Genomic DNA, 20,982 nt, shown 5'->3' with positions numbered 1-20,982 from the left:
AATCTAATCTTTTTTAATTATTCGCATCATTAAATAGCTGCTTTAAATCGTGCATTTGACGTTTACCTTGGCTATTTAATGGAATTTCACTAACAGTTCTAAAACGACGAGGAATACCAACAGGCTCTAACCATTCACGTAATTCTGAGCGTAATCTCAACCAAAACTTACCCTTAGAGCCCTGCTCCATTAGTTTAGTTCCCGCTTCTGATAGAACAATCACTGTGCCCAATACGGTGCGTTTTTCTTCTTCCATCGGGATCACTGCCGCTTCATTAATCCACTCTAACTGCATTAATCGTTTTTCAACTTCCGTTAAAGAGAGGCGCTTTTCTTCAATTTTGATCACGCGATCGACGCGACCTTTTAGAACAAACTGACCATTAGCAAGCAAATCACAATAATCGCTCGTCGCGTACCACTCTTCGTCATCAATAAATGGAGAAAGCAATTCTAAGCAATGTTCAATGTTTAAACGGGCTTGATGAGAAGGAAAGAAGCACCATAAAGAGCTTGGTTCAAACTGCTGACGGTAGCCAATACCACCCGTTTCTGTACTACCATAAACTTCAAATGGACGCAGTGAGAGTTTTTTCTCACTTTGCTCAGCCCCTTCAATAGCAAGAGGTCCACCGGATGAGAAAACCATCTGATAAGTATTGTGTCCTTGATGGTCAACCAAGCGCTTAAGCAATGCGGGGCTAGAAATAAGCGTTTTTTTATCATCAGGTCGATGAGATAAAATTTGCTCTGGGTAAATAAAGTTATGGCGACTAAAAGCACGACCAGCCGTTAATGGCCACAACACTCTAAATAATAAACCATAGATATGTTGGTGTGATACGGTGCTGTAAATGTCACTTTGTCCGAGTTTTTCACCCCATAAACAGTCTAATTGTTGAATTTCGTTATCAAGCAATTGAAGGTTTTTAGCAATGGGCTTGGGTGTATCGGTTGAGCCAGAAGTAAATAAAGTAAGCGCAACCTCATGAAGAGGAAGTGGTGATAATGTAGCTAAATGGTCACTTTTTATATCATGATAGGCAACATGCTCACTGCATGGCATCACTTTAATAATGTCATCATGAATTAAGGCATCAAAATACTGAGATAATTCGGCCAATGCCGCTGGTTGATGGTTACCTGGAAGAATAAGGTGTTTACCCGCATGGGCTAACCCAAGAAAAGTAACCGCGAAATAATAACTATCATCAAAGCACAATGCCCACTTATCTTGAGGCTTTTGCTGAAAAAACGCACATGCTTGCTGCACGTCTTTTTGAAATTGAGAATAAGAAATATATGAGTGCTGCTCATCAAAACACACCGTGTGGTCTGTTTTATCTTGTAATACTAATTGCGAAAGAGAGACTGTTTTCATACTTCTTTTTTTCTTATCCATTGGCGCACTAACCATTCACTTATGAACAAAGTTCCAATAAGCAAGTAGCTAATAAATCCGTTGTATAGCATCCACATCTTCATATCCATGAAACAGGTAGAAAAAGAAATAGAGCCATTAATAATAAAAAATACACACCAAATTTTAGTTACGGTTCTGGTGTACTTAACGCCACTTTCAGGTAAATCAGGTTCTTGTAGACGAGCAAAACGTTCAATCATGCTTTGGGATTGAAATAAACTCCAAAAAACATAACGAACATAACGACATTGACTATTACAGGATAGAAGGTAAACCAGCCTTCGGTTTTGAATATCCAACCAAGAGAAGCAAGAATTATCCCTGCTCCACCACTGATAATAGCGATGTATTTAAGTTCTTTTATCGGTACTTGTTTACCACCGACCATACGCACTAAAAACAACACCGCTAGTACGCCTGCTACTGTCTTTATTCCACCAAAATGGAGACCATAGTAGACCGCTAGCGGATATGCTAAGAGTGCAATGGCTGACAGCGCTGTCAGCCAACGCATTATTCGCCTTTTAACAGTGCAGCTACAGAATTAACTACATCGTCAACAGTACGAACTTCTTTGAACTCTTCTGGTTTGATTTTTTTACCCGTCACTTTCTGCAAATGAACAACAAGATCGACAGCATCGATACTATCTAAATCAAGGTCAGTATACAGCTGAGCTTCTGGGGTAATATCTGCTTCATCAATTTCAAACAGTTCAACTAATGCAGAAGTTACTTGCTCTAATACTTGCTCTTTATTTACGTCTGTCATTATTTACTCTCTTACGCTTTGTTTGCATTAATGTAAGCGGCTAGGTTTGCTACTGACGCAAAATGTTCACGAGTTTGAGTATCATCAGCATCTAACACTAAGTTGTACTTTTTCTTAATTGCTAAACCTAGCTCTAGAGCATCGATAGAATCTAAGCCTAAGCCGTCACCAAATAGCGGTGCTTCCGTTTCAATATCATCAACAGAGATATCTTCTAGGTTAAGAGCGTCAATAATTAATTGTTTAATTTCGTTGTGTAATACTTCCATCAATGGCCTACTTATTTTCTTTTGATGTGTTGACTTCATTTTGTGGATACAAAGCTGTATCTAAAAATCGATTTACATTTCGAGCCGCTGAAGATGAAGAGTCAGCGTCTTCGATAAATGGAGTGATGGCGACTCTCTCTTTCACTTGTAAATGAAAGAAAGGGCGAACATCAGGAACTTGATACCACTTTGCTTCTTTAGTTAAAAAGCTGGGTGTTACTGTGATATGAATAATACGAATATCACTTTGACTACGAACCGCAATTTGCGCTGCACCTCGTTGAAGTTTTGATTTTTTACCCGGTGTTGTTCGCGTTCCTTCAGGAAAAACCAACAATACATTACCTGAGTTTAATTTTTCAGAACACTCTTCTAAAAACGCTTCTGGTTCTTGATTTGGAATGTACCCCGCAGCTCTGACAATCCCTTGTGTAAACGGATTATGCCATAAGGCTGCTTTTACGATGCAATCGCATTGCTTCAATTGTGAAGCAATTAAAACATAATCTATTAAGCTTGGGTGATTAGCGACAATTAAGCAATTTCTGTCACTCTGAAGAAGCTCTGCACCATCAAATTGATACTTAATCGCACGACTATAGTGCATTGTTTTACAAAAGATAAAAAAACTACGTTGGATAATCGATTGCACTCGAACTTCGCGTTGTTTTTTATCTTTTGCTGTAAACGTAAGCAATGGAAAAACAATAAACGTCAAACAAAGTGCACCGACTCCGAATAAAGAGAAACAGAACCCAGTAGCTAAAATTCGCCAGTATTTATCAGTGCGTTGAAGTAAAGTCATAAGACTATTTTCGATTCCATACCCATTGTTTTGAAGAACTCTCCGTTATCCATTGAGAGTGTGATCCTACTAAGTTAGCTATACATTGCAACCCATGAGGCAATCCAGAAGGTTTAATTGTAGGTTTATTGTTCCATTGAAGAGAAAAAATGTCCCCTGCGCTCATTATTAAGCCAACTGCATAGCCTTGATAGTTTTGTTTTTCAAACTCTTGGTAATGAGAAGGTAAAGGCTCGTCAAAATCGATAATGAGAACTTTGTCATTTTGATTTTCAGCTAAGTACGCAGCGGCTTCAACAACCGCAGAATGAAAGGTGTTTTCCCCAGCAGCGATAGAAGTAACTGGAATGGCTTTTTTAGCCGTGATGGTAAATAGACCTGCGGCAGTATTATGAACCGATTGAGAAAAAGCCATTGGAGAAGCATCATCTCCATTCAAAATATCTTCTAAAAGAGCGACAGTTCGAGTTAACTCACCATGCCGACTAGAGAACACCAAATAATCAATGTCATTTTCTTCCGCTAATGTTAATGCGGTTTGCACGGCTAATTTACTTAACGAGCTCATTCTTCTTCGAGCCATTGCTGGTATTTTATCAACTGGCGCTTTTTCATTTTCAGGCCAAGTGAAATTATTTTCACGCCATTCTAACCACGCATTTTTGCTATCCAAACCTGCAGAAATTGCGTGCCAATCGATAATATTAAAATTTGCGTATGTCATGATATCCATCTAGTCGTAAAAATATTACAATTTGTTAGCCTACTCGTATAGGATATATGAATTCAGTGACTTGGCGCAAATAGATTAATGCGAGTCATACGGTAAATAAATATATATAGCGAAATTTAAAGGACTACCATGTCATTTTTAAAACCATTATTAGCGACTTCCGGTTTAATAATTTTATCGGGTTGCGCGAGTGTCATGACTCTTACTGACAAAAATACGGGTGACGATTTATTTCTTACCAATAAACCCGTTTATACTCTTGTTAACCTTCACCCTGACGACACTCGTTCAAAACTTTATTCTGTTAATTTTCAACAAGATGGATTAATTCCTCTCTGTACTCAAGTTGATATTGTCAACGTTAGTACTAAACGTCTTACATTTAAAATTGATAGTAGTGGCAGAGAATATATTTTAGATAAACACAAATCATCTCCTGATTTTGCAAAATACTTAAGCAACTATTTCGGTACTGAGTGTAATACTGAAAAAGTAGAAAAACTAAGTGCACTTGATCAGCAGGGAATAAAAGAAGGTGTGGTTAAGAAAGGCATGACAAAAGAAGGCGTGAAATATGCCATCGGCTTCCCACCAGAACATAGAACACCTAATTTAAATAGCGATCATTGGTTATATTGGAAAAATAGATTTAATACTTTTAAAGTCGAATTTAACGGTAATACCGTATCAAATATAATCGATTAATATCATTCTCTCTTATATATCAGTAGTTTCTTGCTTTTGAACAAAGTTTCACTCAATACCACTGATATGATCATTTTATTATCTTCAACTATGGTTAATCTCTGTGACTCAATATAAAAATGACCCATTTAACGCATTAGAAGCAAAAACAGAAGCTCAAAAACTTTCTTTTGCTCCTATTGTTTTTCATACAGCTCGAACGCTTAGAGATCTTGGTATTCTAGCGGCTTTAGATAAAGCTCAAGATCAAGGTTTAGATGCTGAGCAATTAGCGCAAGAAACGGGTGTATCTGAATATGGTGTGAAAGTCTTACTTGATATGGCATTAAGTGCGCACATTGTTACTTGGAATAAACCAAACTATGTTCTTGCGAACCTTGGTCATTTCTTATTACACGATGGGATGACGAACGCTAACTTAGATTTTACAGCTGATGTTTGTTATGCCGCTATGATGCATCTTACAGAGGCAATTCAAGAAGGCACACCTGCCGGCTTAAAAGAATTAGGTGACTGGCCAACGATTTATGAAGGCTTGTCTCGATTACCAGAAAAAGCCAAAGAGAGCTGGTTTAAGTTTGATCACTTCTATTCTGACCGTTCGTTCCCAATCTTATTAGAAAAAGTATTAAGCCAAAAACCAAAGCGTTTGTTTGATATCGGCGGCAACACGGGTAAATGGGCACTACAATGCTGTAATTACGATAACGATGTTGAAGTAACAATCATTGACCTTCCACAACAAATCGAAATGGCCTTAAAAAATGCCGAAGAACAAGGTTTTGCCGACCGTATTAATGGTCACCCAACTAATATGCTTGATAAGACTCTACCATTACCTCAAGGTGCAGACGTATGGTGGATGAGCCAATTCCTAGATTGTTTCTCTCCAATGGAAATTTTAAGCATTTTAAAACGTGTTCGTGCAGCCATGTCTACCGATGCGAAAGTGTATATTTTAGAGCTATTTTGGGATGCGCAAAAATACGATGCTGCTTCGTTTAGCTTAAATGCAACCTCTCTATACTTCACTTGTTTAGCCAATGGTAATAGCCGTTTCTATCGTTGCAGCGACTTCTTAGAAATTATTGAAGAAGCGGGTTTTGCTGTTGCTGAGCAGACTGACAATATTGGTTTAGGACACACATTACTTGAACTTCGTGCTAAGTAAGCCCGTTTTTAAATAAAAATTACCTATAAATATAATAATATCCTCACCACTTTAGGTTACTGATACCTAAAGTGGTGCTTTTGTCTTTAAGGAGCACTTGTGTTATCACCACAAACAACCCAAGTGGCTATTATTGGTGCTGGACCTTCTGGCTCTATTGCTGCTGCCCTATTAAACAAACACAATATCAACTGTATTATTCTTGAAAAATCGAGTTTCCCTCGCTTTTCTATCGGTGAAAGTTTATTACCTGCATGTATGGAATCCATTAAACATGCAGGCATGTTAAACGCTGTTGAAGATGCTTGTTTTCAATTCAAAGATGGTGCTGCTTTTCATTGTAATGGCACTTTCACTTCTTTTGATTTTACGGACAAATTCACCGACGGCGCAGGAACCACATTCCAAGTACAACGTGGCAACTTTGATAAAGTTTTAGCTGATTGTGCAAAAGAACAAGGCGTTGAAATTCGCTATCAACATGAAATAACCGATGTGGATGTGAATACAGAAAAGCCTCTATTATCGGTACTGGATGAAAACGGAACGCCTTACCAAATTCAAGCAGATTTCATTCTTGATGCGAGTGGCTTTGGCCGTGTTCTACCAAAACTATTGGAATTAGAAGAGCCCTCATGCCTGCCACCACGCCGTGCTATTTTTACACATATAAAAGACAATATTACTGACGAAAGCTACGACAGAAATAAAATTTTAGTCTCTGTTCATCCAACAAATACACAAGTGTGGTATTGGTTAATTCCATTCAGTAATGGGACATGTTCTTTTGGTGTGGTTGGAGAGCCGGAGTTCTTCGATGCATATTCAGAAGATAAAGTAACGGCATTAAAACAACTTGCAGAAGAAGAAAGTAATCTCAAACATCTGTTAAACCAAGCTGAATACCCGAACCCTTGTGGTGAAATCATGGGATATTCTGCCAATGTCAGTAAGCTGTTTGATAAAAACTTTGCTTTACTGGGCAATGCTGGTGAATTTTTAGATCCGGTGTTCTCTTCTGGTGTCACGATTGCAATGAAATCGGCAGAGCTAGCTGCAGACTTATTGATTAAGCAATTTAATCAAGAAACGGTGAATTGGCAGCAAGATTACTCAGATAAGTTGATGAAAGGAGTCAATGCTTTTCGTTGTTACGTGGAAGGATGGTATGAAGGGACATTCCAAAATGTGATCTTCCATGAAAATCCGAACCCTAAAATTAAACAAATGATCTGCGCAATTTTAGCTGGCTATGCTTGGGATGAAAGCAATCCATTTGTTGCCGAGCCAGAGCGTCGATTAAAAGTGGTTGCTGAATTATGTAAGCCATAACTACTCACTCCATAATCAAAAGGCATCCAGATTCTAGATTGGATGCCTTTTATGTTCTTAAAACCTGCTTATCTTATGCCTGCTCACTCTCAATAACTGCTTTTAAACTGTGAGGATGAAGCTTTATACACACTCCTTGGTATTTGAATGCTACGGTATAATTTGCAATACGCTCTGCATCACCTGATGGGCAGCTTTGTTTTACTTTCACGCCTAAAGACGTCAAGTTATCCCATTTATCTTTTAGTGTTGGGAACGTTTTAAATACATATTCCAAAAAAGCTTCTTGAGAATCCACATCACATGGGATAACCCACTCTACATGTTCCCACCCTTGCTGCGGATAACTTTTATCACCAGGGTATGGCAACTCTAAACATTCAATAGACCAATCATTGATAGTTAACGCTTGATTAAAACCTAAAGCAATAATAGGACGACCGTTAATTTCATTATTTGACCATTCTTCTGCTTGTTGTAGCCACTCTTGATGAGCCGCTTCTGCTACATCACGATCATTGATTCTTAATGCAATGTGATCGGCTTGATATTGAGTTAAATCGATTTCTAATACATCCAATAATGCTTGGATCTTCTCCATAAATGAAGGTAATGCATTAATCAGTTGTTGAGGCTCTAATTGTTGCTGTTTTAATAATAGTGATGACATGAAGGCAACCTAACAATAAAAAAGAGAAACCGAATTGTATCAACCTCTTTACTTGATGTTTAGAACCTTTCGAAAAATAGCCCCTAAGTTGCAATAAAAAATAACAGAAACTATTAAATATCCCCTGTTTTATTGCTATTATTAGCGATTATTTTGCTTTCCATGCAATAGCATTCCTGTTTAACAGCGATATGAAGGATAACCTCTTTGAATATTCAATCACTTATTAACGACAAAGTTTCTCAAGCGTTAGAAGCAGCCGGTGCGCCAGCAGGCAGCCCTGCCGCAGTACGTCAATCTGCAAAAGCACAATTTGGTGACTACCAAGCTAACGGCGTAATGGGCGTAGCTAAGCGACTAGGTACAAACCCACGAGAATTTGCTCAGAAAGTACTGGATGTTTTGGATCTTGATGGCATCGCTAGCAAAACTGAAATTGCAGGCCCTGGCTTTATCAATATTTTCTTATCAGAAGAATTTCTAGCAAAACAAGCAGAAGCAGCATTAGCTGACGAACGCTTAGGTGTTGCTAAAGAAGAACAACAAAACATCGTTGCAGACTACTCTGCACCAAACGTTGCTAAAGAAATGCACGTTGGTCACTTACGTTCAACTATCATTGGTGATGCTGTTGTTCGTACTCTTGAGTTTTTAGGTCACAACGTTACTCGTGCTAACCACATCGGTGACTGGGGTACTCAGTTTGGTATGCTTATCGCAAACCTTGAGCGTATCCAAAAAGAGAAAGGCGAAGTTTCTATGGAACTGTCTGATCTTGAAGGTTTCTACCGTGAATCTAAAAAACTGTATGACGAAGACGAAGAGTTTGCAGTAACCGCTCGTGGTTATGTTGTTAAACTTCAAAGCGGTGATGAGTTCTGCGCAGAAATGTGGAAGAAGCTTGTTGACGTTACTATGGTTCAAAACCAACGCAACTATGACCGTCTAAACGTATCACTTACTCGTGATAACGTAATGGGCGAAAGTATGTACAACAGCATGCTTGCTCCAATTGTTGCTGATCTTCAAAAACAAGGTTTAGCTGTTGAGAGCGAAGGCGCTCAAGTTGTATTCCTAGATGAATACAAAAACAAAGATGGCGAACCTATGGGTGTTATCGTTCAAAAACGTGACGGTGGCTTCCTATACACAACAACAGATATTGCTTGTGCTAAATACCGTTACGAAGAACTGAACGCAGACCGTGTTCTTTATTTCATCGATTCACGTCAACACCAACACCTAATGCAAGCTTGGACTATCGTTCGTAAAGCGGGCTATGTTCCTGAGAGCGTATCTCTAGAACACCATGCGTTTGGTATGATGCTAGGTAAAGATGGTCGTCCATTTAAAACTCGTGCTGGTGGTACGGTTCGTCTAGCTGATCTTCTTGATGAAGCTGAAGAACGTGCAGCGAAACTGATCGAAGAGAAAAACAAAGATCTACCAGCTGAAGAAAAAGCAAAAATTGCTACAACTGTTGCAATGGCAGCCGTTAAGTACTCAGATCTTTCTAAGCACCGTACTACGGATTACATCTTCGATTGGGACAACATGCTTGCGTTCGAAGGTAACACAGCGCCTTACATGCAATATGCATACACTCGTGTGGCTTCTATCTTCAGCAAAGCTGGCTTATCTATGGATGAGTTAACGGGTGAAGTTAAGATCACTGATGAGAAAGAAAAAGCGTTAGTTGCTAAGTTAATGCAATTTGAAGAAGCGGTTCAAGCAGTAGCAAGTGAAGGTCAACCTCACCTAATGTGTGCTTACCTATTTGAACTTGCTGGTCAATTCTCTAGCTTCTACGAAGCGTGCCCTATTCTTAACAACGAAGATGACGCTGTTAAGCAAAGCCGCCTGAAGTTAGCTGCATTAACAGCGAAAACAATTAAGCAAGGCTTAGAACTACTCGGTATTGAAACGCTAGAACGTATGTAATACCTATTTCAACAATCTGAATACTCATTCAGATTGTTGATAACTAAAGATCAAAAAAGGAGCTAAAATTAGCTCCTTTTTTATTATCATACTTTGTGTAAGAAAATATTAAAACCAACGTTCTAAAGCTGTTTTATCTAACTGTTTAAACGCTTTATTCAAAATATTCGCCAGTTCTTTATAACGAGGCTGACTCTTCATTGGCTCTAATGCTGCCCCTGATTCAATAATTTTTTGGTATAACTCACGATACCAACTCGCTAATGCTGGCGGTAATTTTGTATTTGCTCTGTTACCTAACCACCAAAAACCTTGTAATGGCATGCTAATGGCAAACAATGCAATGATGATAGCTTGTGGCAAGCCTGCAGTATTATTAAAAACCATTTGCGTTAATACGCTGATAACCGCAACCGCTGGCATGACTTTAACAGCGAACTTAGTTGCTTTAATCACTCGTTGCTCAGGGAACATCGGAGCTAACTCTTTTCGCTCAGGCCAAGTATCCATATAGGTTTGACCATCTCGAAATCGGAATAAAAAACCGTTTTCACTCATATTGCCCCCTTGGACTTCTAAACAAAAGTTGAATCATTCAAAAAAATACAGAATAAACTTGATTAGAATTAATATTATCTTAAAATATTTTTGTTATCTTAGCGCACAATCGTTATCCTATGCGCTGATTTATCTTTTGCTGTAGTTCTACTATAAGCTAAAAGTAGATAAATCGGCAAGGACTGCTGTAATGCTCTTACTAAGGATAGCTAATTTTTTTGGATAAATGTGGTTGTTTTCAATGAATCGACTACATTTGTCATGATATGTCATTACGACATAACTTTAATTACTGATGAATAAATAGGTATTTATACATGTCTAAGCTGGTTTTAGTTTTAAACTGCGGTAGTTCTTCTCTTAAATTTGCGGTTGTTGACGCAGAATCTGGTGCAGAGCACTTAACTGGTCTTGCTGAGTGTCTTGGTCTTCCTGAAGCTCGTATGAAGTGGAAACTTGATGGCAAGCACGAAGCTCAACTAGGTGCAGGCGCTGCACACGTAGAAGCTCTATCATTTATGGTAGAAACTATCCTTGCATCTAAGCCAGAGCTTAAAGCTAACCTTGGCGCTATCGGTCACCGTATCGTACACGGTGGTGAGCAATTCACTAAGTCAGCACTTATCACTGACGAAGTACTTAAAGGTATTCAAGACGCTGCAACTTTTGCACCTCTTCATAACCCAGCTCACATCATCGGTATCGAAGCAGCTAAAGCTAACTTCCCAGGCCTTCAAAACGTTGCTGTATTTGACACAGCGTTCCACCAAACTATGCCTGAAGAGTCTTACCTATACGCTCTTCCATACAACCTATACAAAGAGCACGGTATCCGTCGTTACGGTATGCACGGTACTTCTCACCTGTTCATCACTCGTGAAGTTGCTGGTCTACTAAACAAGCCTGTTGAAGAAGTTAACATCATCAACTGTCACCTAGGTAACGGCGCATCTGTATGTGCAATTAAAAACGGTGAATCTGTAGATACTTCTATGGGTCTTACTCCTCTTGAAGGTCTAGTAATGGGTACTCGTTGTGGTGACATCGATCCTGCTATCGTTTTCCACCTACATGACGCTCTAGGTTACTCTGTTGAACAAATCAACAACATGCTAACTAAAGAGTCTGGCCTACAAGGTCTAACTCAAGTAACCTCTGACTGTCGTTTCGTTGAAGACAACTACGGTGAGAAAGAAGAAGCAACACGTGCGATGGACGTATTCTGTCACCGTCTAGCTAAATACGTTGCAGGTTACACAGCAACTCTAGAAGGTCGTCTAGACGCAATCACTTTCACAGGCGGCATCGGTGAAAACTCAGCTCCAATCCGTGAAATGGTTCTTAACCGTCTAGGTATCTTCGGTATTGAAGTTGATGGCGAAGCAAACCTTAAAGCACGTTTCGGTGGTGAAGGTACTATCACTACTGCTAACAGCCGTATTCCTGCAATGGTTATCTCTACTAACGAAGAGCTAGTTATCGCAGAAGACACAGCTAAACTAGCTGGTCTGTAATATCTCCTAAAAGGCTAGCCATTAGGTTAGCCTTTTTTCTTTCTATGGCTTTATTTTTTCAATAAGGTCTCTTGCCCCAATAGTGTAGAGGAATTTTTCATGTCTCGTACTATTATGCTTGTTCCAATCAGTGCTGGTGTTGGTCTAACTAGCGCAAGTTTGGGTGTATTACGTTCAATGGAACGTAAAGGCGTAAGCGTTTCTTTTTACAAACCAATCTCTCAGCCTCGTCACGGTGGTGATCAACCTGATCTAACTACTTCAATCGTGACTAGCAGCAGCGATATCAAAGCAGCAGAACCAACTACAATCTCTCGTGCTGAAGAACTGCTACGTAACGAACAGTCTGACGTTCTTCTAGAAGAAATCGTTGCGCGTTACAAGTCAATCAGCCAAGACACTGATGTGACTCTTATCGAAGGTTTAGTTCCTACTCGTAAACACCCATTTGCTAACCAATTAAACGGTGAAATTGCAAAAACTCTGGGTGCTGAGATTGTGTTTGTAGCAACTCCTGGTACAGATAACCCTTCTCAACTTAAAGAGCGTATCGAAGTAGCATGTTCTAACTTTGGTGGTACTAAGAACAAACAAATCGCTGGCGTTATCATTAACAAGCTAAATGCACCTGTTGATGAAGCTGGTCGTACTCGCCCTGACCTATCTGAAATCTTTGATGATGCAGATGCAACGACTAAGACTAACCTTGAAGTAATGCAAATCTTCAACTCTAGTCCTATTCGTGTTCTTGGTTGTGTGCCTTGGAAAGTAGACCTAATTGCTACTCGTGCTATCGACATGGCTAAGCACTTAAATGCTGAAATCATCAACGAAGGTGATATTGCTACTCGTCGTATTAAGAGCATCACTTTCTGTGCACGTTCTCTACCGCACATGATTGAGCACTTCAAACCAGGTTCTCTACTAGTAACTTCTGCTGACCGTCCTGACGTTATCGTTGCTGCATGTCTTGCTGCAATGAACGGCGTAGAAATCGGCGCAATCTTACTGACTGGCGTTACGAAATCCCTCAATCAATTGCTGAACTTTGTAAGCCTGCTCTAGAGTCTGGTCTTCCAATCTTCACAGCACAAGGTAACACTTGGCAGACGTCTCTAAATCTACAAAGCTTCAGCCTTGAAGTTCCTGCAGATGATAAAGAGCGTATTGAGTTTGTTAACGAGCACGTTGCTAGCCACATTGATGGCCCTTGGATTGACTCTCTATCTGAAGGTACTGAAGGTATCCGTCGTCTAAGCCCACCAGCATTCCGTTACCAGTTAACTGAATTTGCTCGTAAAGCGGCTAAACGTATCGTTCTTCCTGAAGGTGATGAGCCTCGTACAGTTAAAGCTGCGGCTATCTGTGCTGAGCGTGGTATCGCGACTTGTGTTCTTTTAGGTAACCCTGAAGAAATCCGTCGTGTTGCAGCACAACAAGGTGTTGAACTTGGTGCTGGCGTTGAGATCATCGATTCTGATTCTGTACGTGAAAACTACGTTGCTCGTTTAGTTGAGCTACGTGGCGCGAAAGGCATGACTGAAGTTGTGGCTCGTGAAAAACTACAAGATTCTGTATTCCTTGGTACTATGATGCTTGAAGCGGGTGAAGTTGACGGTCTTGTTTCTGGTGCGGTTCATACCACAGCAAACACTATCGTTCCTCCATTCCAAATCATCAAAACAGCTCCTGATGCTTCTATCGTATCTTCAATCTTCTTCATGCTTCTGCCTGATCAAGTTCTTGTATACGGTGACTGTGCGATCAACCCTGATCCAACTGCTGAGCAACTTGCTGAAATCGCTATCCAATCTGCTGATTCTGCAATGGCGTTTGGTATCGACCCACGCGTTGCAATGATCTCTTACTCTACTGGTGAATCTGGTAAGGGCGCAGACGTTGATAAAGTACGCGAAGCAACTAAGATCGCTCAAGAGAAACGTCCTGATCTAGTAATCGACGGTCCTCTACAGTACGATGCTGCAATCATGGAAAACGTAGCTGCTTCTAAAGCACCTAACTCTCCTGTAGCTGGTAAAGCAACTGTATTTGTATTCCCAGACCTAAACACTGGTAACACAACGTACAAAGCGGTTCAACGTTCTGCTGACCTAGTATCTATCGGTCCAATGCTTCAAGGCATGCGCAAGCCAGTAAATGACTTGTCTCGCGGCGCTCTTGTTGACGATATCGTATACACAGTAGCACTAACAGCTATCCAAGCGGATCAAGCTGCACAAGCTGAAGAGAAAGTAATTAACTAATTTCATGCTCTAGAAATAGAGCGTAGTTAATGAAAATAAGAAGACACGCGATGAAAATTGCGTGTCTTTTTTTGTGCTTATGAGATAGGGACTAGGGACGAGTGATCAGGAGCGAGGTAAGAGCGAATAGAACTTTTAAGAGTTAGGGGCTAGGGACTAAGGACTAGGGCGAAGTAAGAGCAAGATCTACCTTATCTCAACTAGGAACTAGGAACTAGGAACTAGGAACTTAGAATAACCCTCGGATATTGTAAGTGAAGCAATAACCTCTCTTTTGATCTTCTCTCGTCCCTAATAACTAGTCCCTAGTCCCTTTCCCCCATAAAAAAACGAGAACCAATTGGTCCTCGTTTTTATTTATCACTTTACTCTAAGTTAAGCGACTATCGTATGTAAGTAGTCATTAACTCATTTTGATACACTGGGCGATACCACACACGTTCTGCCTCTTGGCAACATTGTGTTTTCTCACATCCAGCGAGTTCACGAGTTAACTTTCCTTTTTTTACCCAAAGCTCAAGCATTGCATCAACACCATCTTCACTCATGCTGAATTTCTTTGCTAATGCAATACGCTCTACACGGCCTTGTTCGTCAATATACTGCTTAAGTTCGGTTAAAATCATACTAATGCTGCCTGCTGTTCTTGAGCTTCTTGACCTTTACGTTTTAGTACTAGGTAAGTCACTAACATAATAATAAGTGAAATAGCTATCCACATAGCACTTGTCATCGGTGCTGCTGAGAAGTGAGCAATTTGGTAGTACAGTGTTGCTGAAACATAAGCAAGTAGCATTGTCCATCCAGCAATAAAGTACGAGTATTTACGGCCAAATTCACGCATGTATGCCCCCATCGCCGCAACACATGGAGTGTAAAGCAGGATGAAGATTAAGTAAGCCATTGCGCTTGCACTTGTTACAAAGTGAGCTTGTAGATTACCAAAAATTGAATTCTCAACGCCTTGCTCTTCTGCTACTGCTTCAATATCGGTTAAATCACCAACTTCAACACCTAGTGGGTCAGAGTAGCTTAATCCTGATAGGTTATCTGGAATAGACATCACCGCTTCATTTAAGCTTGCCATTAAGTCAAACTCAGCATCATCGCCAGCAGGATCGGCATACAAGCTATTTAACGTACCAACAACGGCCTCTTTAGCAAAGATACCTGTGATAATACCTACTGTAGCAGGCCAGTTATCTTCTTGAATACCAATTGGTGCAAGCACAGGAGTAACCACTTGAGCTGCTTTTGAAAGTACAGAGTTTTCACTGTCTTCGTTACCAAACGTGCCATCCATACCTAGTGAATTGAAGAAGCTTAATATTGTTACAACAACAACGATGGTTTTACCCGCACCAAGTACAAAACGTTTTAGTTTCTGCCATGTTTTGATCATGATGTTACGCATCGTTGGGAATTCGTAATCTGGAATTTCCATGATGAACGAATCACTACGTCCTGGATAGATCGTATGTTTCAGTAACAAACCAGTAAATACAGCAGCTAAAATACCGAAAAAGTACAAACCAAATACAACGTTTTGGCCATTTTCAGGGAAGAAAGCAGCAGCAAACAATGCATATACAGGTAAACGAGCACCACATGACATAAATGGAGCCATTGACGCTGCCAATTTACGCTCACGCTCTTGTTCTAGAGTACGAGTAGCCATGATAGCTGGAACGTTACAACCAAAACCAAGTACAAGTGGTACAAACGCTTTACCTGGTAATCCAATCTTTTGCATCACTTTATCAAGAACAAATGCAGCACGAGCCATATAACCAGAACTTTCTAATAAAGAAAGGAACAAATATAGACAAGCGATAACAGGAATGAAGGTCGCTACAGTTTGAATACCACCACCGACACCATCAGCAATTAATGTCACTAACCAAACAGGTAGATGGCCATCTAATAAATAATGACCGCCATCAACAAGAAGTGCACCAACACCGATATCGAAGAAATCAATAAATGCACTACCAATGTTGATAGAGAACATGAACATTAAGTACATGACGAAAAAGAAGAAAGGAACACCAACCCACTTATTTAGAATAACTTGGTCAATTTTCTCACTGACACTGTGGCTTAATCGGCCTTCTTGACGACGTAATTGCTGACATAATTGATGTAGGAAAGTGTAACGACAATCAGCAATATGAAAGTCAGCTTCAACATTTGTATTGAGTACATTAGTAATATTAGCGACTTTATTTCGCTTATCGGCTTCTAGTGTATTAAGTACTAAAGCATCGTTTTCTAAAGCACGAATTGCCAGTGAGCGACTAGATGCATATTCACTCGAGAATAATGCCGATGCTTCTTTAATTGCAGCTTCAACATCATCACCATAAGTCAGCTCAAGTGGCATCATTTTAATGCCTTGAGCAATTGACTTATGTAACTTCTCTTTGAATTTATGAACTTGTGTTTTGTCATTTGCCGATAAAGATAATACAGGGCAACCCAGAACTTTTTCTAACCCTTTTACATCTAAAATTTGACGTTGACGCTTAAGCACATCCATTTTATTTAAAACAACGATCATTGGGCGACCCAACTCACGAAGTTGTAATGTCATATATAAGCTACGTTCTAAACAAGAAGCATCAACAACATTAATAATCACGTCAGCGGCATGAGTTAACACTGCTCGTGATGCAATAGTTTCATCCAAACTGTTTACATCATTACCGCTGTCTAATGCATAGATACCCGGTAAGTCAGTAAGTAAAAACTCATCACCAGAACAAGTATATTTACCGGTTTTCTTTTCAACTGTAACACCAGCCCAGTTACCTACCTGTTGCTTTGCGCCAGTTAACCCATTAAACAGTGTTGTTTTACCGCTATTTGGGTTACCTACAGTTAATACTTGATACTGCATTTTATAATTCCTTAACTGTAATTTGTTCAGCTAAATTCTTTCGGATAGCAAGAGAAGTGCCTCTCACGCTAATCTGTAATGGATCTCCCATTGGAGCTTTTCGTAAAATCGCAATTTCAGTATGAGGCAACATACCCATTACCATTAACTTCTTTCTTGTGTCGGTTGGTAACAAAGACATGTCTGTTACTACAGCTTTTTTGCCGCTCTCTAATTGCGCTAGGTTCATCTCAAGCTCCACGATAGTGAGAATCATTATTATTTCGTTTCATTTTATAACTAACAGTTACTTTTTTCTTGCGCTAAATCAATTTTTTTCAGCAAATTGACAAAAAACATCAAATACCCTTTTGTTAATCATAAAATAAGATATATGACATTGCTTCCAAAACCACGTCAATTACGTCAATTTAATACCACAAATAAATAACGTTAAAATAATTTAAAACATAACAAAAACGACAAACAAAAAAAATACCATTTAAAAACAAATAGATAACCATAAAATTATATGAATGTCGTTTTTGTACCAATAGATTGTCGTTATTTTGATATGTAAAAAAAGAAGGGGCGATTATAGTTAATTACATCGAGAGGGAGACCTCTCAACTTTTATTCTAATAGAGGTAACAAGAAGTATCTTGTTACTTCGGCAGCAAGCGAAGGCGTCTTTGGCGCCCGTGGCGTAGTCCCCCGGCTACGTCACGATCTTTTTTTTCTTTATAAAAATACCCATCCGATTAAATACCTCATATTGAACTCCAAACATTCAACACGTTACTTATATTTATCGACCAAGTTTCATCGTATGCATCACTTCTTTTCTTTTAAAGATCTTACATCGTTTCAGTTGCTTACTATTCTTCATTCTCAGTCACAAACTGTGTTGGAGACAAACCATAGTGACGCTTAAAACGCTTACTAAAATAAGAAGGGTCATTAAAACCTGATTCAAAAGCAGCATCTGCAACTTTCTGACCAGAGATAAGAAGTTCACACGCTTTTTCTAATCGTGTATCAATTAAATATTCCATAAAGGAACGCTGAGTTAACTGCTTAAATTTCCGTTGTAAATTTCGTTCGGATATAAACAGTGCTTTTGCTGCCGCACTCGTACCAAAAGACGCCAAAGAGTAATTATCTTCAATAAGTTGGTAGACTTTTAATAACCATTCTTGGTGTTGTTTCTGCTCATCACTGTCTTTATCTTTAGAATGAACTTCTGGTACTTGAGACGTAATAAATTCATCGATAGCAATTGGCCACGAAAATTGCAACTCATTAGAGCCAGACATGTTCTTAACTATTTCAAAATGCCCACCATTTTGAACGGTGAGTAATTTAACTGCAGGAAGGCCTAATGCTTGATTAATCACTTCAATGGTTTGTGATAAATCCACTCTTCCTAGCTCATCTAGCTCAGTTACTGATATCTCAGCACCTTCACTCAAAAAGTAAGCGGCCACTCGTGCGCCATCACACTGAATACGTATCGTTACCACCTCTCCTGATTGACTTCGTTTTAATAAGCTAAATAATACATTATTAAAAATGGCATCGATCAAGAGCGGTTGAACAAAGATCGAAACGCCTTGTGAATTGTCTTCAAGAATAAGATCAACTCCTTTTGTATGGTATTCATCCTTCCAACTTTTTAATGCCGCACTAAGTAAAGGAGCTAAAACTTGATTGGTTCTCTTATTCTTTTGCAACGTAACAAAAGGTTCAATATGAGTCAGTTGCTCTAATAATTGCAAACTGTGTTCACATTGATTCGCCAAAGCAAGGTTTGTAAGTAACCCTTTCTTTTGTAGATTTGCTTGAATGTCTTTTATTGGCTGTCTCGCTTGTTCTGCCATTTCAGAAATAACATGCTGACGAACAGTAAGAAGCTTTTGTAATTGTCGGTTGCTTGAGATTAACGCTTTACCTTGATTGCTTAATTGCTTCGTTTTGATTTCAACACTTTTTTTCAGCTTCTCATTACTTTTCTTAATTTCTTTAGATCGCCAATAGTAAATGCCCATTAAGATTGCACTCACTAAACTAAATAAAAAGAAGATAAACCAAGGAGCAAAAAACCACGGAACTTCAACATAAAACTCAACCTCAGTCACAAGACTTCTTCGCTGACCATTATTTCGTGGTTTTATACGTAATTCATACTTACCTGATTGCAACGAATCAAAGATTAATAAGCTACCATCAAAATCTTGCCATGCTTCATCATTAGAGCCTAACAATTGAAAAGAAAGCGACTTATTATTGAACTCAGGAAGCACACCAAACAAAAACGATATATTCGCTCCATAAGGAACTTGCTTGGTTAACTTTTTCTCTCCTCCATAATTCACAATTTCAGAATCAATTTTAATTTGACCTAATACTACGTGAGGTTTTGGACGATGGTATTCGATTAACTCCTGCTCATTAGCAACGATAACCCCATCTTTACTTGCAAATAGCATTACGCCATTTGGGGATATTGAACAAAGATCAGGAAGTAACTCATTATTAATAAGTCCACTTTGAGTTCCAAAATGCTTTACGATTCGTCCACGATGGGTATATAAAGAGAGCCCTTTACTTGATGATAGCCAAACACCATTATCGCTGGATAATACACAATGTGGTGTGGTGTATTCTGTTGGTAATGAGATATCCGTTCTTACCCCGTTACTATTACTGATCTGCAACCCATAGTTACTAACAATCCATGAGTTTCCATATTCAGTATCTACCATATCTAAAATACTGCCAGCATGAACATAGGCATAATCAAAGGTTAACGCCCCATTTTCATATCGATATAAACCGACATTTGTTCCTATGGATATTTGACTATTCTTATTTTGATAGATGTGCGTTATTTGTATTGAATGCTTCTGATCTAAAGCCCAAGAGAACCCTAGGTTTACTAATTTATCTTGATGAATGTCGTACTTATACAAACCATAAGAACTGGAAAACCATAACATATCATCATCACTTAATAGTAAATGATCGATACTTTCATCTTCTACGGGTTTAAGGCCTTTAGGTATATAGGTATTTTTTAACTGTGGATCAACTTGCAATATACCTTTATCCGTTGCAGCCCATACAAACTGATCACCATGAGTAAGGTCATTGATCGAATGCTTACTTATGGTAACAATTGGTTGATATAAGTTATCCGTGTTTATCAATAATAAACCTGACGATGTACCTAACCACGCATCATTCTCTGATGTTTGAGTAATCGCATTAATTTCACTGATATTCAGTAATCCGTTTACGTCTTTATAGCGTAAACGCGAAAATAATCGATTGCTGTCCGAGTAGTAACTCACACCATTATCAGTGGCAACCCAAAGGCCATTATTATGATCAGCAATAACAGAGTAAACCTTATTACCTTCTAAAGAGTAGTCATCACGAACAACCGCAGTAAAATGGTCTATTTTGTTATTTAAAATATTCCATTTATATAGCCCATCACTCGTCCCAAACCAAAAGTAACTTTCTGTTTCTGCAAATGAAAGTAATGACGAATTTATTAATATTTTTTTATTAATGATTAATTCATGATCATGAAGCTCTGAAGACCAAATACTGCCATGGGTCCCTAAAAATATCTTATCAGTATATTTAGAGTAAAAAATGGCATCTATATATTGTCCAAGATAAAGAGGTGTATAGCTTTCTGTAGCTATATCAAACTCAAAAACCCCCTCAGATGTAGAAACTAACCAACGATTATCAACATGTATAGCACCAGTTATCGTGATTTCATCTAAAATAGCACTGGTATTTACTTCATTGATATTAGATGAGTAATAACGCTTTTTCTTTGGATCATAAACAAAAAAACTGTCGGTATCATTGCCCCAGAACATACCATCCTGCTGATTCATTTCTATGATGCTAGTTCCTTTTGGCATCTTA

At 38.9% G+C, this 20,982-nt stretch carries 16 protein-coding genes and 2 pseudogenes; 6 read left to right on the top strand and 12 right to left on the bottom strand.

The annotated features are described in order from the left end of the window. Positions 1 to 13 precede the first annotated feature (13 nt). The 6 genes and pseudogenes from AAFX60_004565 to AAFX60_004540 form a co-directional block, all read right to left on the bottom strand. A complete protein-coding gene (locus AAFX60_004565; GenBank protein ID XDF78431.1) occupies positions 14 to 1,402 on the bottom strand; it encodes an AMP-binding protein in 1,389 nt (462 codons plus the stop codon). Continuing rightward, positions 1,378 to 1,937 (bottom strand): annotated as a pseudogene (locus tag AAFX60_004560) (hypothetical protein). Before AAFX60_004560 ends, AAFX60_004565 begins: the two are co-directional and overlap by 25 nt. After that, positions 1,937 to 2,194: an acyl carrier protein gene (locus AAFX60_004555; protein ID XDF78430.1), complete on the bottom strand. Its 258-nt coding sequence runs from the start codon at positions 2,192 to 2,194 to the stop codon at positions 1,937 to 1,939. Before AAFX60_004555 ends, AAFX60_004560 begins: the two are co-directional and overlap by 1 nt. A gap of 11 nt (positions 2,195 to 2,205) precedes the next feature. Next, on the bottom strand, positions 2,206 to 2,463 hold the full coding sequence (locus AAFX60_004550) for a phosphopantetheine-binding protein (protein XDF78429.1): 258 nt from the start codon (positions 2,461 to 2,463) through the stop codon (positions 2,206 to 2,208). Positions 2,464 to 2,470: 7 nt separating this feature from the next. Beyond that, positions 2,471 to 3,268 carry a lysophospholipid acyltransferase family protein gene (locus tag AAFX60_004545; GenBank protein XDF78428.1) on the bottom strand — a complete coding sequence of 266 codons (798 nt, stop codon included), beginning with the start codon at positions 3,266 to 3,268 and terminating at the stop codon, positions 2,471 to 2,473. Between the two features lie 4 nt (positions 3,269 to 3,272). Continuing rightward, positions 3,273 to 3,992, bottom strand: coding sequence for a beta-ketoacyl synthase chain length factor (locus tag AAFX60_004540; GenBank protein ID XDF78427.1), 720 nt, complete (start codon positions 3,990 to 3,992; stop codon positions 3,273 to 3,275). A 138-nt stretch (positions 3,993 to 4,130) separates the two neighbouring features. Between AAFX60_004540 and AAFX60_004535 the strand changes: the two genes are divergently transcribed. The 3 genes from AAFX60_004535 to AAFX60_004525 all read left to right on the top strand — a co-directional run bounded on the left by AAFX60_004535 (position 4,131) and on the right by AAFX60_004525 (position 7,209). Then, positions 4,131 to 4,706, top strand: coding sequence for a lipoprotein (locus AAFX60_004535; GenBank protein ID XDF78426.1), 576 nt, complete (start codon positions 4,131 to 4,133; stop codon positions 4,704 to 4,706). Between the two features lie 103 nt (positions 4,707 to 4,809). Beyond that, positions 4,810 to 5,877, top strand: a complete 1,068-nt coding sequence (locus AAFX60_004530) for a methyltransferase (GenBank protein XDF78425.1) — start codon at positions 4,810 to 4,812, stop codon at positions 5,875 to 5,877. A gap of 99 nt (positions 5,878 to 5,976) precedes the next feature. Next, positions 5,977 to 7,209 (top strand): NAD(P)/FAD-dependent oxidoreductase, encoded by a 1,233-nt coding sequence (locus AAFX60_004525; GenBank protein XDF78424.1) that lies wholly within the window; start codon positions 5,977 to 5,979, stop codon positions 7,207 to 7,209. Between the two features lie 73 nt (positions 7,210 to 7,282). On the opposite strand, the gene AAFX60_004520 is transcribed toward AAFX60_004525, so the two are convergent. Continuing rightward, positions 7,283 to 7,879, bottom strand: coding sequence for a VOC family protein (locus AAFX60_004520; GenBank protein ID XDF78423.1), 597 nt, complete (start codon positions 7,877 to 7,879; stop codon positions 7,283 to 7,285). A gap of 207 nt (positions 7,880 to 8,086) precedes the next feature. Here AAFX60_004520 and argS point away from each other — a divergent pair, with 207 nt between their 5' ends. Beyond that, positions 8,087 to 9,820 carry an arginine--tRNA ligase gene (gene argS, locus AAFX60_004515; GenBank protein XDF78422.1) on the top strand — a complete coding sequence of 578 codons (1,734 nt, stop codon included), beginning with the start codon at positions 8,087 to 8,089 and terminating at the stop codon, positions 9,818 to 9,820. A gap of 108 nt (positions 9,821 to 9,928) precedes the next feature. On the opposite strand, the gene yfbV is transcribed toward argS, so the two are convergent. Continuing rightward, the gene (gene yfbV, locus AAFX60_004510) at positions 9,929 to 10,378 is read right to left on the bottom strand and encodes a terminus macrodomain insulation protein YfbV (protein ID XDF78421.1); all 450 of its coding nucleotides are present in this window, start codon (positions 10,376 to 10,378) and stop codon (positions 9,929 to 9,931) included. 317 nt (positions 10,379 to 10,695) lie between these two features. Here yfbV and AAFX60_004505 point away from each other — a divergent pair, with 317 nt between their 5' ends. Continuing rightward, complete coding sequence (locus AAFX60_004505; protein XDF78420.1) at positions 10,696 to 11,892, top strand: acetate kinase; 1,197 nt, start codon at positions 10,696 to 10,698, stop codon at positions 11,890 to 11,892. 99 nt (positions 11,893 to 11,991) lie between these two features. After that, a pseudogene (gene pta / locus AAFX60_004500) lies at positions 11,992 to 14,156 on the top strand (phosphate acetyltransferase). A 383-nt stretch (positions 14,157 to 14,539) separates the two neighbouring features. On the opposite strand, the gene AAFX60_004495 reads toward pta, so the two are convergent. The 4 genes from AAFX60_004495 to AAFX60_004480 form a co-directional block, all read right to left on the bottom strand. After that, complete coding sequence (locus tag AAFX60_004495; protein ID XDF78419.1) at positions 14,540 to 14,782, bottom strand: FeoC-like transcriptional regulator; 243 nt, start codon at positions 14,780 to 14,782, stop codon at positions 14,540 to 14,542. Next, a complete protein-coding gene (gene feoB, locus AAFX60_004490; protein XDF78418.1) occupies positions 14,779 to 17,055 on the bottom strand; it encodes a Fe(2+) transporter permease subunit FeoB in 2,277 nt (758 codons plus the stop codon). The genes AAFX60_004495 and feoB overlap by 4 nt, the downstream gene beginning before the upstream one ends. A gap of 1 nt (position 17,056) precedes the next feature. Next, positions 17,057 to 17,284 (bottom strand): FeoA family protein, encoded by a 228-nt coding sequence (locus AAFX60_004485; GenBank protein XDF78417.1) that lies wholly within the window; start codon positions 17,282 to 17,284, stop codon positions 17,057 to 17,059. A gap of 628 nt (positions 17,285 to 17,912) precedes the next feature. Then, positions 17,913 to 20,978, bottom strand: a complete 3,066-nt coding sequence (locus AAFX60_004480; GenBank protein ID XDF78416.1) for a helix-turn-helix domain-containing protein — start codon at positions 20,976 to 20,978, stop codon at positions 17,913 to 17,915. Between the last annotated feature and the right edge of the window lie 4 nt (positions 20,979 to 20,982).

The organism is Aliivibrio fischeri, assembly GCA_038993745.2.
Lineage (GTDB): Bacteria > Pseudomonadota > Gammaproteobacteria > Enterobacterales > Vibrionaceae > Aliivibrio > Aliivibrio fischeri_B.
The sequence above is the reverse complement of the archived record's forward strand: the minus strand, read 5'-3'. Positions and strand labels throughout refer to the sequence as shown.